The sequence below is a fragment of the Streptomyces sp. CC53 genome (assembly GCF_001865245.1).
GTDB lineage: Bacteria > Actinomycetota > Actinomycetes > Streptomycetales > Streptomycetaceae > Streptomyces.
Genome location: NZ_MKXB01000114.1, coordinates 1 through 13,260, shown reverse-complemented (window position 1 = coordinate 13,260; position 13,260 = coordinate 1). Strand labels below are relative to the sequence as shown.

At 74.6% G+C, this 13,260-nt stretch carries 19 protein-coding genes and 1 pseudogene; 18 read left to right on the top strand and 2 right to left on the bottom strand.

Going from position 1 to position 13,260, the window contains the following annotated elements; genetic code table 11:
* Positions 1–167: 167 nt before the first annotated feature.
* On the bottom strand, positions 168–578 hold the full coding sequence (locus BJP40_RS11355) for a hypothetical protein (protein WP_071280265.1): 411 nt from the start codon (positions 576–578) through the stop codon (positions 168–170).
* A 503-nt stretch (positions 579–1,081) separates the two neighbouring features.
* Between BJP40_RS11355 and BJP40_RS11350 the strand changes: the two genes are divergently transcribed.
* The 11 genes from BJP40_RS11350 to BJP40_RS11295 all read left to right on the top strand — a co-directional run bounded on the left by BJP40_RS11350 (position 1,082) and on the right by BJP40_RS11295 (position 8,893).
* Positions 1,082–1,345 carry a hypothetical protein gene (locus BJP40_RS11350; RefSeq protein WP_071280264.1) on the top strand — a complete coding sequence of 88 codons (264 nt, stop codon included), beginning with the start codon at positions 1,082–1,084 and terminating at the stop codon, positions 1,343–1,345.
* An 80-nt stretch (positions 1,346–1,425) separates the two neighbouring features.
* Positions 1,426–1,803 (top strand): hypothetical protein, encoded by a 378-nt coding sequence (locus BJP40_RS11345; protein WP_143065931.1) that lies wholly within the window; start codon positions 1,426–1,428, stop codon positions 1,801–1,803.
* Positions 1,803–2,195, top strand: a complete 393-nt coding sequence (locus tag BJP40_RS11340) for a phiSA1p31-related protein (protein ID WP_071280262.1) — start codon at positions 1,803–1,805, stop codon at positions 2,193–2,195. Before BJP40_RS11345 ends, BJP40_RS11340 begins: the two co-directional genes overlap by 1 nt.
* On the top strand, positions 2,192–2,668 hold the full coding sequence (locus BJP40_RS11335; protein WP_071280261.1) for a hypothetical protein: 477 nt from the start codon (positions 2,192–2,194) through the stop codon (positions 2,666–2,668). The genes BJP40_RS11340 and BJP40_RS11335 overlap by 4 nt, the downstream gene beginning before the upstream one ends.
* Positions 2,665–3,063 carry a hypothetical protein gene (locus BJP40_RS32880; protein WP_107416755.1) on the top strand — a complete coding sequence of 133 codons (399 nt, stop codon included), beginning with the start codon at positions 2,665–2,667 and terminating at the stop codon, positions 3,061–3,063. Before BJP40_RS11335 ends, BJP40_RS32880 begins: the two co-directional genes overlap by 4 nt.
* Before the next feature lie 482 nt (positions 3,064–3,545).
* On the top strand, positions 3,546–3,968 hold the full coding sequence (locus BJP40_RS11320) for a hypothetical protein (protein WP_071280259.1): 423 nt from the start codon (positions 3,546–3,548) through the stop codon (positions 3,966–3,968).
* Positions 3,969–4,104: 136 nt separating this feature from the next.
* Positions 4,105–5,556 (top strand): helix-turn-helix domain-containing protein, encoded by a 1,452-nt coding sequence (locus tag BJP40_RS33610; protein ID WP_071280258.1) that lies wholly within the window; start codon positions 4,105–4,107, stop codon positions 5,554–5,556.
* The gene (locus tag BJP40_RS11310) at positions 5,546–6,520 is read left to right on the top strand and encodes a LuxR C-terminal-related transcriptional regulator (RefSeq protein WP_071280257.1); all 975 of its coding nucleotides are present in this window, start codon (positions 5,546–5,548) and stop codon (positions 6,518–6,520) included. The genes BJP40_RS33610 and BJP40_RS11310 overlap by 11 nt, the downstream gene beginning before the upstream one ends.
* Positions 6,517–7,752 (top strand): WhiB family transcriptional regulator, encoded by a 1,236-nt coding sequence (locus BJP40_RS35445; protein WP_071280256.1) that lies wholly within the window; start codon positions 6,517–6,519, stop codon positions 7,750–7,752. Before BJP40_RS11310 ends, BJP40_RS35445 begins: the two co-directional genes overlap by 4 nt.
* 189 nt (positions 7,753–7,941) lie before the next feature.
* Positions 7,942–8,139 (top strand): hypothetical protein, encoded by a 198-nt coding sequence (locus BJP40_RS11300; RefSeq protein WP_071280255.1) that lies wholly within the window; start codon positions 7,942–7,944, stop codon positions 8,137–8,139.
* Positions 8,140–8,224: 85 nt separating this feature from the next.
* Complete coding sequence (locus BJP40_RS11295) at positions 8,225–8,893, top strand: hypothetical protein (RefSeq protein WP_256220711.1); 669 nt, start codon at positions 8,225–8,227, stop codon at positions 8,891–8,893.
* 19 nt (positions 8,894–8,912) lie between these two features.
* On the opposite strand, the gene BJP40_RS11290 is transcribed toward BJP40_RS11295, so the two are convergent.
* Entirely contained in the window at positions 8,913–9,170 is a 258-nt protein-coding gene (locus BJP40_RS11290; protein WP_256220710.1) for a hypothetical protein, read from the bottom strand.
* 140 nt (positions 9,171–9,310) lie between these two features.
* Between BJP40_RS11290 and BJP40_RS11285 the strand changes: the two genes are divergently transcribed.
* The 7 genes and pseudogenes from BJP40_RS11285 to BJP40_RS11255 all read left to right on the top strand — a co-directional run.
* Positions 9,311–9,574 (top strand): hypothetical protein, encoded by a 264-nt coding sequence (locus tag BJP40_RS11285; RefSeq protein ID WP_071280252.1) that lies wholly within the window; start codon positions 9,311–9,313, stop codon positions 9,572–9,574.
* 63 nt (positions 9,575–9,637) lie between these two features.
* Complete coding sequence (locus BJP40_RS11280) at positions 9,638–10,591, top strand: DUF2637 domain-containing protein (protein WP_256220709.1); 954 nt, start codon at positions 9,638–9,640, stop codon at positions 10,589–10,591.
* A 178-nt stretch (positions 10,592–10,769) separates the two neighbouring features.
* Positions 10,770–11,030 (top strand): MerR family transcriptional regulator, encoded by a 261-nt coding sequence (locus BJP40_RS11275; protein ID WP_071280250.1) that lies wholly within the window; start codon positions 10,770–10,772, stop codon positions 11,028–11,030.
* A 92-nt stretch (positions 11,031–11,122) separates the two neighbouring features.
* Positions 11,123–11,566 carry a hypothetical protein gene (locus BJP40_RS11270; RefSeq protein WP_071280249.1) on the top strand — a complete coding sequence of 148 codons (444 nt, stop codon included), beginning with the start codon at positions 11,123–11,125 and terminating at the stop codon, positions 11,564–11,566.
* Positions 11,567–11,835: 269 nt separating this feature from the next.
* The gene (locus BJP40_RS34870) at positions 11,836–12,132 is read left to right on the top strand and encodes a hypothetical protein (protein WP_218153202.1); all 297 of its coding nucleotides are present in this window, start codon (positions 11,836–11,838) and stop codon (positions 12,130–12,132) included.
* A gap of 150 nt (positions 12,133–12,282) precedes the next feature.
* Entirely contained in the window at positions 12,283–12,765 is a 483-nt protein-coding gene (locus BJP40_RS11260; protein WP_071280248.1) for a phage terminase small subunit P27 family, read from the top strand.
* Between the two features lie 18 nt (positions 12,766–12,783).
* Positions 12,784–13,260 (top strand): annotated as a pseudogene (locus tag BJP40_RS11255) (hypothetical protein); the annotation flags it as partial.

Genomic DNA, 13,260 nt, shown 5'->3' with positions numbered 1-13,260 from the left:
GAGCGCCCCAGGCAGGACTCGAACCTGCGGCCAAGCGCTTAGAAGGTGTCCGGCAGTGAACGCTGTGCTTACCTGCGTCTTTGCTGGTCGCCGTCGACCAAGGTAAGCCCAGGCGCTTGGCCAATCTCGGCGGGGATATGGCGGAGATTCGTTGGCCGCGGCCGCAGCTAGTCGGCGCTGCTGTCGTCTTCATGCTCCTGGGCCCAGCGTGACAGGACCTCGTTCGCCTTTGGGGTGTCCGACACGTCGGCCCCAAGCGCGTGCACCAGCGTGCCGCCCTCAACCTTGGTTGCGATGTAGCCGGTGAACTCGAACGCGGCCGCCGCCTGCACGCGCTCCAGCGGCTTGCTGAGACCGACGGCGAGTGCGCTGACGAGTTCCGGGTTGACCTTGACCCCCTTCTGACGGGCAAGTCGCCACAGCAGGTTGGGACTCGGCTGGTAGCCGGTCCTCGGGTCTACCGAGCGCTCGGCCAGCTGCTCGAACGTGAGCTTGTTCGCGGCGCCGCGATCGCCTGCCACCGCGCTCACCAGGTCAGCGAGCGTCTCGAGGCCGGTCGGCTCCGGGCTGGTCGTCATCAGGGCTTCCCATCGTGAAGGTGAGGCGTGCAGTTCGCCGGCGTACCCGCGTAAGGAGCGCCTTACTGCCTCCATTGTCCACAACCCCATACGGGGATGGGTACTGGGCCAGCCAAAAGAGTCTGAAAGCGCACCCCTTTGTTGACGCTTGGAGGACTTACCTGCGCGTCCTGGACATGGCGGCGAACGCTGTGCTTAGCTATCCCCATCCCCGAACAGGGATGAGAGAAGGAGTGGCGTGGTCAGGTATCGCATCCATGACTGGCGGCTGCTCCAGCGGCTGATGTAGAGCCCTGGGACTGCCGGCGCTCGTCACACGGTGCGCAGCCTGGCGGAGGTCACTGGCCTTTCCTACAGCAAGATCCAGCGACTGATCACCGAAGAGCGGCCGACCGTGGAGCGCGATGAGGCCGACCGCGTCGCGGAGGCTGTCGCCGTCCGCCGGAAGGCTCTTTTCGCGCCTACGTCATCCCCATACTCGAATGAGGATCAGGAGGGATCTGATGGACCCCGAGGCCCGGAGCCTGCGAGCCAGGCTCGGCGCACACGTGAGCTGGGCGAACACGACCGATCCGACGAGCCGGACGGCGCGGGCACGTGCCGCGGCGAACGGCCGCTTTGAGCGGCTGGCTCGGGAGAAGCACCCGAACGGGACGGACGAGCAGATCGCTCGCGCCGCCGAGCACCTGCGCAAAGCGCACTACGCCGCGATGGGGCTGAAGTCCGCGATGAGCCGAAAGGCCAAGAGCGTGAAGTCCGCGGCCTGACCACATGACACGGGGCCGCCCGGACCCTGGCCGGTCCGTGACAGCCCCTCGGAACCTCAACCCACTGAATCGAGGTCACCGTGTCCCACGACACTAGCGTCACCCCGTCCCCGACCGCACCTCCCGCTCTCCTGGCTCACATTGACGCCCTGGAGACGCAGGCCCGGCATGCCGAGGCGGTGGCGCGCCGGCTGATGGCGGCCAACGGCTCCCTGCCCGATCTGCTGGAGATCGGCGTCCACGTCACCACGCGGTACGCGGAGGTGACCCTGCAGGCGTACACCGAGGCGGACGCCGCCGCCTGGGCCGCGGCCCTGGGCGTCGACTTCGCCGTCCGCGAGAAGGAGCACGAGCGCTTCGGCGACGCGCGCACCGAGGTCGACGGCGTCACGATCGCGCTCGTCACGTACGAGTACCTCGAGGACCGGCCGTCGGCCGCGCAGGGCGGTGAGCGCTGATGCGGTGGGTGCTGGACGGTACGGAGCTGGACCTGACGCGGCAGTGGATCGACGTGTACGGCGCGCGCTGGGAGTGGCGCGGGCTGACCTCGGGGTCGGGTGAGCCGCTGATGCACCACCTGGACGAGGCGCCGATGCCGCTGTCGGAGGTGTATGCGACGTACGGGCCGCTGATCCCGGCGCCGCGGTCGTCGACGTCGGCGGAGATCCGTGAGGCGCTCGTGCGGCCGGCGGCGGAGCGGTGCCCGCGGGCGGCCGCGCCGACGCCGAGTGCGGTGCTGCCGGTGCCGGTCGCCGTCCCGGCGCTGCGCGCACCGGCCGGACCGCCGCCGCCGGGGCCGTCGCCGCGGGTGTTCGCTGCGCTGCTGCAGCGTCTGCGAGGCCGCCGATGAGCACGCCCGCGACCGCGACGGCGGCCGCCGTGAGCGCGGTGGCCGCTGAGCTGCAGACGGTGGCCGCGAACTGGAACGGGTACGGCGTCGCCGGTATGGAGCCCGGCGCTTTGTACGCGCACATGGCCGAGGCCCTGGCCGCGAAGTTGCTGATCGGCCCGGCCGCGCCGCAGTTGGTGTACCGGGCCGGCTACCGGTCGCTGCCGCTGGGTTGGTACGCGACGGCGGACGCCGCCCGGCGCTGCTGCGAGTCGATCCTGAGCGATCAGCACCCGGCCGACGTGGCCCTGCTCTTCGACTGGAGCGGTGAGGTCCTCGAGCACGGTGAACGGTGCGCGCTGCTGGCGGAGATTGACGGTGTCCAGGAGCGCACCGGCTACCACGTGACCGCCATCGAGGTGCGCGCCGAGTTCGACGAGGACGACGCGGACGACCCTGTCGCCGTGCGGTGCCGCCCGGGGAGCGGGCTGTGAGCGCCGCGGCGCCGGCGGGCGACGGGATCGAGCACGGCACGCCGCGCGGCTACCGGCAGCATCTGCGGCTCGGCAGCAAGACGTGCAAGGAGTGCCGGGCGGCCAACGCGGAGCACAAGCGCGAGCAGCGCGATCCCTCTGGCGGCCGGACGGCCCGGATGGCCTGGAACCAGGGGAAGACCGGCAAGCCGACCCCGGCAGCGCCGCGGCCGGTGGGGCGTGAGTGCCCCGTTCCGGGGTGCGGGGCGCCGGCGGCCGAGCCGCGCCCGGCGCGCGGGATGGTCCGCGTGTGGCTGGCCGGCTCGCGGGAGCCCGCGCGCTGGTACTGCCCGGGCGGCTGCGCCGCGTACGGACAGGCCCTCGCCGAGATCCGCGCCCTGGGCGGTGCCGCGTGAACGGCTGGCTGCCGTACGGGCTGAGCGGGCCGGTCCTGCTCGGCGCGGGCGCCCTGGCCGTCGCGGCTGTGTGCCTGGTGCTCGGGGCGGTCCGCCTCGGTCGGGTGCGGCGGCCGCGCCCGCCCGCCGTAGTGCGGCCCGCGGTTGGCGTGGAGGGCCTTGCCTGGGTGGCCTGCCACTCCCCGAGCTGCGGGCACCTGCAGACGCAGCACCTCGAGGTGGCGCCCGGCCGGTGGGAGTGCGTGGGCTGCGGCACCGTACGGGCCCCCGCGTGAGCCGCCGGCGGCGCCCGTGCGAGCACCCCACCGGTCCGCACGGCCTGGCCCCCGCGCGCCTGTACCCGCGCGGGTGGTGCTGCGACCTGCCCACCCCCGCGGCCCTGGCCGGGCGGCCGGAAGCGCCGCCCGGGCCGGGCTGGCCGCCGGGTGCCTACCTCTACCAGATCCCCGCCCCCGAGCCGTCGACGGATGAGGAGCACGACCATGACGACCCCGACCCCGGCCCCGGCGCGTCCGACGCCGCTGGACCTGGCCAACCGGGCCGCTGGCCGGGCGGTGACGCAAGGCGCCGTGAGGCTGCCGGACCACGAGCCGTTCCGGCTGCTGTGGGAGCGCGGCATCCTGCGCTCTTCGCTGATCGGCCACCACCGGCTGGTCGCGCTGGCCCTGGCCACCCACGCCGACTACGCCACCGGCCACATCCCCAGGCGCCGGCAGCCTTTCCTCGACGGCCTGATGGCCGAGACGCGGCTGAGCCGCGGGCAGGTCGCCGTCGCGCTGACCGCGCTGCTGGAGCGCGGCGGGGTCCGGCGCGCGCCCAGCCGTGACCGCTACCGCGCCTACGAGGTCTGCCCGCTGCGGCTGGCCATCCCTGCCGTCCTGATGCCCGCGCTGCGGCGCCGCTGACCGAGCTTCACCTGACCCGCCGCCTTCTGGGAGCACCCGCATGTCCGCCGTCCCGTGCCGCGCAGCAGCTTCTGCTGCAGCGTGCCCCGTGCCGCCCCGCGCGGCCCGGGCGCCGCGGCACGGCCGCGGACTGCGGGTGCGCGTTCCTCTGCGCCTGGTTGTAGGCGGCCAGTACAGCGATGCTGCCCTGGCCGTCTACATCAAGGTCGCAGCCCTGGCCCTGCGCGCGGAGGGCTGTACCGCGCGCGTCGCCACGCTCGCCGAGTACCTCGGCATGTCCAAGAGTGCTGTCGAGCGGGCGCTGCGCCAGCTCGCCCGCCCGGACTCGGTCGACGGCGTGGTGGAGGTCCTGACCACGCGCCGCACGCGGCGCGGCGGCACGGGCGACTCTGCCCACCGCACTGTGCGCGTCGCCGAGGACGACGAGCTGTTCGTGTGGGTGCCGGCCCGGGCCGCGACGTCGCTGCCGCCGCGGCTGCTGCGCCTGTACGCGGTCATCGCCTACGCCCAGGCGCGCCGCCAGCCGCTCGCCTACAGCGACCTGGCGGCCGTGGTGCGCCACCAGGGCGGGAAGTCGGCCGGGGAGTCTCTGGGTGAGCGGCAGACCGCCCGGCTCGTGGAGGACCTGGCCGCGACCGGCTGGGTGACCGTGCGCCGTCGCGAGGGGTTGCAGGGCCGCCACGCCTACGAGGCCCACGACCGCCCGCTGCACGCGGTGCCGGGGTGTGCGGACATCCATGACGGATCCGGTGCGGGCAGGTCTGACGGATCCCTCGCGTCAGAGGAAGACCACGGGACTGACCGACTCAAGACGAGCGCGACGGGTGGTGGTGGGATCCGCCGTAGGCGTGTGCAGGAGGTAGCGCAAGGCCCTGTGGACAACCCGGCCCGGTCGGCGCCGCTGGGCCGCCCGGGCGGCCGGGGTCACGGCGAAAAGCGCAGCAGCAGCGGGGGGTCCGGCGACGGATCCGGTGCGCTGCTGTCCGCCTGCTCGTGGACGGTGCTGGAGCCCGTGCGCCACCTCCTCGAGGACGTCCGGCCGTTCGTGCTGCGCCGGATCGACGCGGAGATCACCGCGCAGCTGGCGGCCGGGACCGGGATGCAGCGGATCACCGAGCGCCTGACCCGCCGCTACGCCACCACCGACCCGGTACGGGACGGCGGCCGCTGGATCCTCGGCGCGGGTCTGCCCCGGCGCGGCTGCGGCCTGGACGTGTGCGAGGACGGCGTGCTGTGGCACACCGGCCAGCCCTGCCAGGTCTGCCTCGACATCACCCTGGCCACCCCGCCCGCGGGCGCGGCGCCGGCGGCAGAGCCGCCCGTGCCCGAGCCGCCCGAAGCACCCCCCGCCCCCGCCCCCGCTCCGGCCCCGCCGCCCGCCGCGCCGGCTGAGGCTCACGGGGGGCGGCTGCCGGAGCTCACGGCTGAGCAGAAGGCCGCGCTGCGCGCCGCCGCCGGGCCCGGCACCGTCCGGGCCGCGGTCGCCCAGTACGGCCGCACCGCCGCCGTCTACCTCTACGGCTGGCGCGCCGTCGCCCCAGCCCTGACCGCCCTCGACGACACCGAGGGAGCTCACCATGCCCAGTGATCACGGCGTGCAGAGGTGCGAACGGTGCGGCGCCCGCGTCCGGCGGACCGCCACCGCCGCCGGCCGCCGCCTGCTCGTCGACGCCGACCCCGCCCCCACCGGCAACACCGCGGTGTACACCGACGGCACGGGCCGTCTGCGCTCCCGCTCCCTGACCGCGGACCGCCCCACCCTCGAGCACCTGGAGTGGCGCGCCATGCCGCACCCCGCGACCTGCAAGGCGCCGGAGCCGCGCCCGCGCCGCTCCGGCGGCCGCCGCCGCACGGGGGTCCGCGTGGCCCCGCTGGCAGGGGTGGCAGCAGTGAGCGCGCCCGCCGGTACGCTCCCGGCCGTCCCCGACGCGTACGGCGCACTCATCGCCGAGGAGGCCCTGGCGCTGCTCGGCGAGCGCATCACCCCCGAGGAGGCCGCGCGGCTGGGGCAGAAGACCGTCGCGGCCGCGCGCCGCGACGGCTGGCACATCAGCGCCCGGCCCCAACATGCCGCGCCCGACGGGCTCGTGGCCCAGGCCCCGATCGGGGACGGCCCGGACGCGCTGCGGCCCTTCGAGCGGCAGCTGCTCGCCGGCCTCGCCCGGGGCCGCACGGTCGTCCAGATTGCTGAGGACACCCACACCCGCATCGCCACCGTCCGCAGCCGGTACAAGCGCCTGCGGACCCGGCTGCACGTCCGCACCGGCGCCCAGGCCGTCGCCCAGGCATACGCCCACGGCTGGCTGACCGGGCTCCTCCCCGAAGACCGGCCGGCCGTGCGCCTCACCCCCCGCGAACGCGCGGTCCTCGAGGCCGCGGCCGCCGGACTCAGCGTCGACCGGATCGCGCTGCGCCTGGACCTGGCCCGCGGCACCGTCCAGACCCACCTGCGCACCGCCTACGCCCGGCTCGACGCCCGCAACCAGCCGCACGCCGTCCCCCTGGCCATCCAGCACCGCCACATCACCCCCACCCCGACACGACGCCCATGACCACCGACGCCCCCGACCGCGCCGACTGGCGCGACCGCGCAGCGTGCGCAGGCCAGGACACGAACCTCTGGTACGGCCAACCCCACAAGACCCGTCCCGCCCAAGCGACCTGCCGCGGCTGCCCTGTCCGGGCCGAGTGCCTCCACGACGCCCTCATCCACGAGCCCCCGGGCGGGCGCCGGTACGGCATCCGCGGCGGCCTTCACGGCCGCGAGCGCAACCAGCTCCCGGCCCTCCCCGAGCACACCGCCGACGCCATCGCCGCCCTGCGCGAGCTCCTCGCCACCACCGACGAAGGGACCCCCGACACCGTGACCACCACACCCGCGACGCCCGCCGCCGAGGCCCCCGAGCAGCTGCCGGTCGGCCGCCTCCTCGCCTGGGGCGACCAGCACACCGACACCGACCTCCACGACCAGGCCGCCCGCGCCCGCGCCGCCCTCACCGGGCTGCGCCAGCGCTACGCCGCCGACCAGGAACTGGCCGCCATCACCACCGAAGCCGACCAGCTCCAGCAGCGCCTCGCCGCACTCCGCGCCCGCCAGGCCGAGCTGGAGCCGCCCAAGCCCCGCCGCCGCCGCGGCCCGGGCGTGGACTACGACGCCGCCACCGTGCGCGCCTGGGCCCGGCGCCAACAGCGTTGGCTGCCCGGCCGTCGGACGCCCCCCGAAGCGCGTCGTCGACGCCTGGCGCGCCGCCACCACCGCCCAGGCAGAGACCCGCGGTACCGAGGACGGCCGCCGGTGAGTCTCTCCCAACTCGGCGCGGCCTTCGTCTACTGGACCGTCATCGCCCTCACCACCGGTGCCCTGACCGCCGTCATCGGCTACCGCCTGAAGAAGACCCGCCCCTCTGGGCGTCCCCACGGCGTCCCCACCGCCCCTCTGGCGGGCGCAGACCGGGCGTGCGGTGCCTCCACCATCGGGTTCTTCGGTACGCCGCTCGGTCCCTGCGCCCTGCGCCGCGGCCACGCGGGCCCCATGCACCAGGCAGCCAACGGCGCAGCCTGGTGGCCCCGCGCCGACGCCGTGCGCGACGCCGAGATACAGCAGCTCCGCGCCGAACTGGCCGCAGCCGAGCAGCGCGCCGAACGTGCCGAGGCCGTCATCGACGGCGTCCGCGCTGTCGCCGATCGGTGGACGCGGTACGGGATCAGCGACCTGCTGAAGACAGCCGCCGACACTCTCCGCGTCATCGTCGACGCCCCCGCCCGATCCGAGGAGCAGCCGTGAACGTCACCCGGAGCACCACCCCCCGCGGCAGCTCCATCGAACCGCCCTTCGACGAGACCTGGGACGACCCGACCAAGCTCGCCTGGCACGCCGCCGTCATCGCCTACGACACCGGCCCTCACCATCACCGTCCACACCGGCGCCCGGCTCGACAGCAACCGCCGGCCCATCCCCGGCTGGTACAGCGTCATGGTCGGCTCCACCAGCATCGCCGCCCTCGACTTCCACGCCGCCTGGGACTACCTCAACGGCGTCGCCACCGGTGCCGAGCAGGGGCGGCGCAACGCCCGCGGCGCGCCCCTCATCGCCGAGGACGGCCACTGCACCTGCACCTGCACCTGCACCGTCGAGCACGGCTCCCCCCACTGCCCGCCCCGTCCCGCTTGAGCGCGGCGACCAGACAGGAAGGCCCACCATGACGTCGAGGTGCTGCGTCTGCAGCCGGCCAGCCGCCGACGTGTGCGAGCCCTGCGTGCACCAGCTGCAGGCGTGGCTCGCCGAGCTGCCGACGCACCTGCCCATGCTCCGCAGCCTGCTGCGCCCCGCCGCGGGCCCGCCTCGGCGCGGCTCCACCGGCCGCGCGCACGCGCCCCTGCCCGTCGACCTGCGCGTCCTGGACCTCCTGGGGCCCGGGCAGCCGCTCCCCCCGGACGACCCGTACGGGGACCAGGACGGGCACGTGCCCGCCGGGGCGCTGCGGTACGGGTGGGCGCGGTACATCGCCAGCGAATTCCCGGCCGTACGGCGCGACCGGTACGGCACCGTGCACATCGAGCGCTGCGAGGAGCCCCTCGTGCGCGGCGGGGCGACGGTGGCGGCCTGGTGCGCGTGGCTGTCGGCGTACGCCCCGTACGCGCTCACCCAGCCCTGGGGGAGCGAGCTGTACCGCCAGCTGGAGGACCTGCTGCGCCGCGTGCGCCGCATGGTCGGCGCCGTCCCGCAGCGCACCACCAAGGACGCCCCGTGCCCGAGCTGCGCCGCGTTCGCGTTGGTGGCGACGGACGGGGAGTGGTGGATCCGGTGCGAGGCGTGCGGGCACGAGATGGCGCCGGAGGACTACGACGAGCACCGGGCGCGGGTGATGCCGCAGCTGGCCGCCGTCGCCGTGCACCTGCTGGCCCGCGCCTCCGCGGCCGCGTAGGGGCGGGGCCTGGGTTGCGCTACGCGCCGTCCGGGCCCCGCTGGAGGTCCGTGCACCGCCCTTGGGTGATGCGTGCCTGGCGCTGCGCCCAGTACGTGTCGAACCAGGCCACCGGGTACTCCGGGCGCGACGACCCGGGGCGGAACCGCGGGGCCGGCCAGCCCTCGGCCGGGTTCGTGGCGAGGCGGTGCACCAGGGTGCGGCTGACGCCCGCGCGCGCGGCCAGTTTCGGGATGGTCAGCGTCTCCTCGCCGCCTGGCGTCTGCGGTGTCTCCATGAGAGTCATCCTTCCCCGAAGGTGTGGACATTGTCCACACTTCTTGGCTACGGTCGAACCGGCAACACAAGGCCCCGGCCGGAGTTCGCACCTCATGGCCGGGGCCTCACCTGCCCACACCCACACGAAGGAGCAGGCCCATGCAGCCTACCCAGCAGCCCAGCGAGGACGCCCGCGCCGTCCTCCTCGCCATCGCCGACCGCCTCACCAGCGTCCGCCCCCACATGCAGATCAGCGAGCTGACCCGGCGCGGCCTCGCCTTCACCTTCGCGGCCGCCGAGCACGCCATCGGCGAAGGCGCCGACAACCTGCACGCCGAGGTGATCACCCACATGCCGCGCATCACCGGCCCCGTCACCCGCGCCGAGTACGCGCGCCACCTCCTCGACGCCGCCGGCGCCTGACCCTCACCCGGCCGGGCCCGCCGCCGAACGGGCCCGGCCGCCCACACCCCCCCGGAGCTGCATGTGACCGCCACACCCCGCCGCCGACTCAGCAGGCTCACCCGCATCGCCTGGTACGCCGTCCTCGCCATGATGCTCGCCGCCGCCGCCTGGTCCATCAGCGGCACCCTCACCAGCTGGGGCATGAACCCCAAGCTCGCCTGGGCCCTCTCCCTCATGTTCGACCTGGCAGCCCTGCTGTGCGCCGAGTACGCCCGCCGCGCCATCGAACGCGCCAGCCCCGCCGGCCTCGCCCGCGTCGTCCTCCTCGGCTTCGTCAGCGTCTCCGCCACCCTGAACTGGTCCCACGGCATGCAGCTCGGCGGACCCGTCGCCGCCTACGGCCTCGCCTCCGTGCCCTGCGCCGTGGAACTCCTCTTCGAGCTGCACCGCCGCGACGTCCGCGACGAGCAGCGCGCCGAGCGCGGCCTGCTCCCCGAACGCATGCCCCACATCCCCCTCCTGGGCTGGCTGATGTACCCCGCCCGCTCCTGGCAGACGCTGCGCGGCGCGGTCGGCGCACGCCTCGACCAGCTCGACCCCGTCCAGACGGAAGCTCGCCATCCCCAGCGGGACACCCCGGGACACGCCGCCGGGACAGTCCGCTCGGCTGTCCGCGCTGCCCTTTCCACCATCCCCGACGCATCCGCCGAGGACGTCCTGGAGCACCTGCACACCCTCGGCAGCGACGCCGACGAAGACACCGTCCGCACCCTGATGGACACCGGACAGGACAGCAAGGACAGCAAGGACAGCAGGTCACAGGCCAGTGCGCGCCCCATCGCCCCGCCCGGACAGTCCGTCACGGACACCATCAGGACAGCCGTGGCGGCAGGTCTCCTGGACAGGGACAAGGTCGTGTCCTACGGCCAGAAGATCCACGGACCGGACGTGGACACGCGGTCCGTCGTCCGGCTGCACAACCGCGTCCTGAAGGAGCACGCCCCCACCTCCCGGCGCATCGCCCAGACCCGCTGACGCCGCACACCGACAGCGCCGCCGGCACCTCAGCGTCCGGCGGCCCCGGGCCCCCGCGCACAGCTGTTGGACAAGATCGGACGCGTAGCGCATACTCGCTGACAGCACCACACGTGTGCCCACACGACCCCACAGCCCCCGCCCGCCGGGGGCTTTCGCGTTCCCAGGGAGGTGCCACATGCCCACCTGGCTCACCGCCGCCCAAGCCGCCGACCACGCCACCCGCGCCCGCCAGCTCCTCAGCGCCGGAGCCGCCGCCGTCACCGTCCGCACCATCCGCTCCTGGGTCGCCCGTGGACACCTCACCCCCACGGGCCTCGACGACACCGGCCGCCAACTCTTCCGCCTCGCCGACGTCGCCCGCGCCGAGCAGGCCACCCGCGGCCGCGCCCTGCGCCTCGTCCGCCTCCCCGAGACCGCGCACCCCGCCCACGCGTAGACACTGCGGGCGGCACCTTGCCCAACCGCCGGACACGGCCGGTCGGCCCGGTGCACGATGGGCCCGCCCATCCGCAACGCCCAGGGGGGACCATGCGCACCCGCACCACCACCATCGCCGCCGCACTGCTGCTCGCCGCACTCACCGGCTGCAGCAGCGCCAGCGAGCCCGAACAGCCCGCCGCTGCGCCCTCGCAGGCCCCCGCGGCCGAAGCGCCCTCCACCAGCGCCGAGGACAAGGCCAAGGCCCGCGAGGCCGCCGGCCTCCCCCCGAGCCCTGAACCGCAGCCCCGCGCGGCCTTCCTGGCTGCCCTGAACGCCCTTGAGCCCGACCTCGTTCACGGCAAGGACGACAAGGCCATCAGCCGCGGCCTCGACACCTGCTCAGCCCTCAAGCGTCACCCGGGCGACAGGAGTAAGCAGATCGAGGTCACCGCCAAGCGCTGGACCAGCCCCGACCACCCCGAGGGACGCAGCCTGCCCACGGCCGAGAAGGTCCTCGACCTGAGCCACAAACACCTCTGCCCCGACTTCTGACCACATCCCAACCCGAACGTGCGGGGCCGTGTCTGCTGCTCTGACGCAGCGCCTGGCAGGGAGCCCACGACTCCGGCGTAAGCCCTACCGCGCAGCGTTGAGACTCCGGCGGCCCCGCACCAAGACCACTCGCGGTGGAGTGGTGGCGGAACGGCCGCCCGGCACCAACCGGGCGGCCACCACCAGGAGGTGCCCCCCATGCCCGCCCGCGCCCCCCGCCGCTGCACCACACCCGGCTGCCCCCGCACCCCCACACCACCCTCCTCCAAGTGCCCCGAGTGCGGCACCCCCCGCCCCCGCGCCTCCGCCACCCCCCGGGCTACGGCACCGAACACCGCGACCGCTTCCCCGCCGGCGTCCTCAAACGCGACCCCATCTGCGTCCTGTGCGGGCGCGCCCCCAGCGAACACGCCGACCACTGGCCGCGCTCCAAGCGCGAGCTGCGCCAGCTCGGCTGGGACGAGCACAGCCCCGCCTACGGCCGCGGCCTGTGCGCCTCCTGCCACAGCAGCGAGACCGCCAAGCACCAGCCCGGAGGCTGGAACACCGACATCCCCCCTTACTGACCGTGAGGGGGAGGGGGGCCAGAATCCCTGGCCCCGGGGACCCTCGGAACGCGGGGGGGAGGCCCCTCTCGCGCTGACAGGTTTCCGGAATCGCCGTACCCGGGCTGCCGCCGTAACCGAATGTGACTGCCTGCCGCCCTGGAGGTGATCATGGGGAAGCGAGGACCGGCCCCGAAGCCGACGCAGCTGCGCGTGCTCCACGGCGACCGCAAGGACCGGATCAACACCGACGAGCCGCAGCCCGATGTGGGCGAGGTCCTGCCGCCCGACTGGCTCAGCGACACCGCCCTGGAGATCTGGGAGCAGCTCGCCGGCGACCTCGAGGCCAAGCGGGTGCTGACGCCGTGGGACACGGAGGCGTTCGCCGCCTGGTGCGACGCGGTGGCCCGTCGGCGGGACGCCGCGCGGCATGTCGAGGAGGAGGGCGCCGTGGTGGAGATGCCCGTGTTCAACAAGAACGGCGACCTGGGCGGCCACCGCCGCGGCAAGAACCCGTGGCTCCTCGCGTTGGACGCCGCGGACGCCCAGGTGCAGCGGTACGGCGCGCGGTTCGGGCTGACACCCAGCGACCGTGCGCAGCTGAAGATCGGCGGGGAGGGCGACGGGCAGGGGGCGGAGCGGCTGTTGTCCTGACCGGGGGCGGAGGTGGCGATGGCTGGGCGCACCGCTACCCGTCCGGCCCGGTCCAAGGCCGCGACCCGGCCGCCCGGCCGCCGCCGGCCGCTGCGGATCGACCACACCAAGCGGTGGCGGCCGGCCTCGCGCCGCGGCCCGGTGTGCGGGTACACCCTCGACGGCAAGACCTGCACCCGGCGGGGCGCGCACTACTGCGAGCCGCGCGCGGACAAGGTCGTCAAGTTCTTCGGCGAGCTGCTCGTCCACCCCGCGGGCGCCCTGGCGAACACGCGGTTCGTGCTGGCTCCGTGGCAGGAGCACGAGATCATCCGGCCGCTGTTCGGCGAGGTGGTCTGGAACGAGCAGTGGGGCCGGTACGTGCGCCGCTACACGCGTGCGACCGTCGTCATGGCCCGCAAGAACGGCAAGAGCGCCCTTCTCAGCGGGATCGCGCTGTACATGCTGTGCGCGGACGGCGAGGAGTCCGCCGAGGTGTACGGCGCGGCCGCGAAC

What these genes read in the sequence shown, in the direction of transcription:
- BJP40_RS11310 (WP_071280257.1), top strand. Translation starts at nt 5,546, where the DNA reads ATGCCCAGTGATCACGGCGTGCAGAGGTGCGAACGGTGCGGCGCCCGC.
- BJP40_RS11260 (WP_071280248.1), top strand. Translation starts at nt 12,283, where the DNA reads ATGGGGAAGCGAGGACCGGCCCCGAAGCCGACGCAGCTGCGCGTGCTC.
- BJP40_RS11300 (WP_071280255.1), top strand. Translation starts at nt 7,942, where the DNA reads ATGGTCGGCTCCACCAGCATCGCCGCCCTCGACTTCCACGCCGCCTGG.
- BJP40_RS11350 (WP_071280264.1), top strand. Translation starts at nt 1,082, where the DNA reads ATGGACCCCGAGGCCCGGAGCCTGCGAGCCAGGCTCGGCGCACACGTG.
- BJP40_RS11355 (WP_071280265.1), bottom strand. Translation starts at nt 578, where the DNA reads ATGACGACCAGCCCGGAGCCGACCGGCCTCGAGACGCTCGCTGACCTG.
- BJP40_RS11275 (WP_071280250.1), top strand. Translation starts at nt 10,770, where the DNA reads ATGCCCACCTGGCTCACCGCCGCCCAAGCCGCCGACCACGCCACCCGC.
- BJP40_RS11285 (WP_071280252.1), top strand. Translation starts at nt 9,311, where the DNA reads ATGCAGCCTACCCAGCAGCCCAGCGAGGACGCCCGCGCCGTCCTCCTC.
- BJP40_RS35445 (WP_071280256.1), top strand. Translation starts at nt 6,517, where the DNA reads ATGACCACCGACGCCCCCGACCGCGCCGACTGGCGCGACCGCGCAGCG.
- BJP40_RS11340 (WP_071280262.1), top strand. Translation starts at nt 1,803, where the DNA reads ATGCGGTGGGTGCTGGACGGTACGGAGCTGGACCTGACGCGGCAGTGG.
- BJP40_RS11290 (WP_256220710.1), bottom strand. Translation starts at nt 9,170, where the DNA reads ATGGAGACACCGCAGACGCCAGGCGGCGAGGAGACGCTGACCATCCCG.
- BJP40_RS11270 (WP_071280249.1), top strand. Translation starts at nt 11,123, where the DNA reads ATGCGCACCCGCACCACCACCATCGCCGCCGCACTGCTGCTCGCCGCA.
- BJP40_RS11320 (WP_071280259.1), top strand. Translation starts at nt 3,546, where the DNA reads ATGACGACCCCGACCCCGGCCCCGGCGCGTCCGACGCCGCTGGACCTG.
- BJP40_RS11335 (WP_071280261.1), top strand. Translation starts at nt 2,192, where the DNA reads ATGAGCACGCCCGCGACCGCGACGGCGGCCGCCGTGAGCGCGGTGGCC.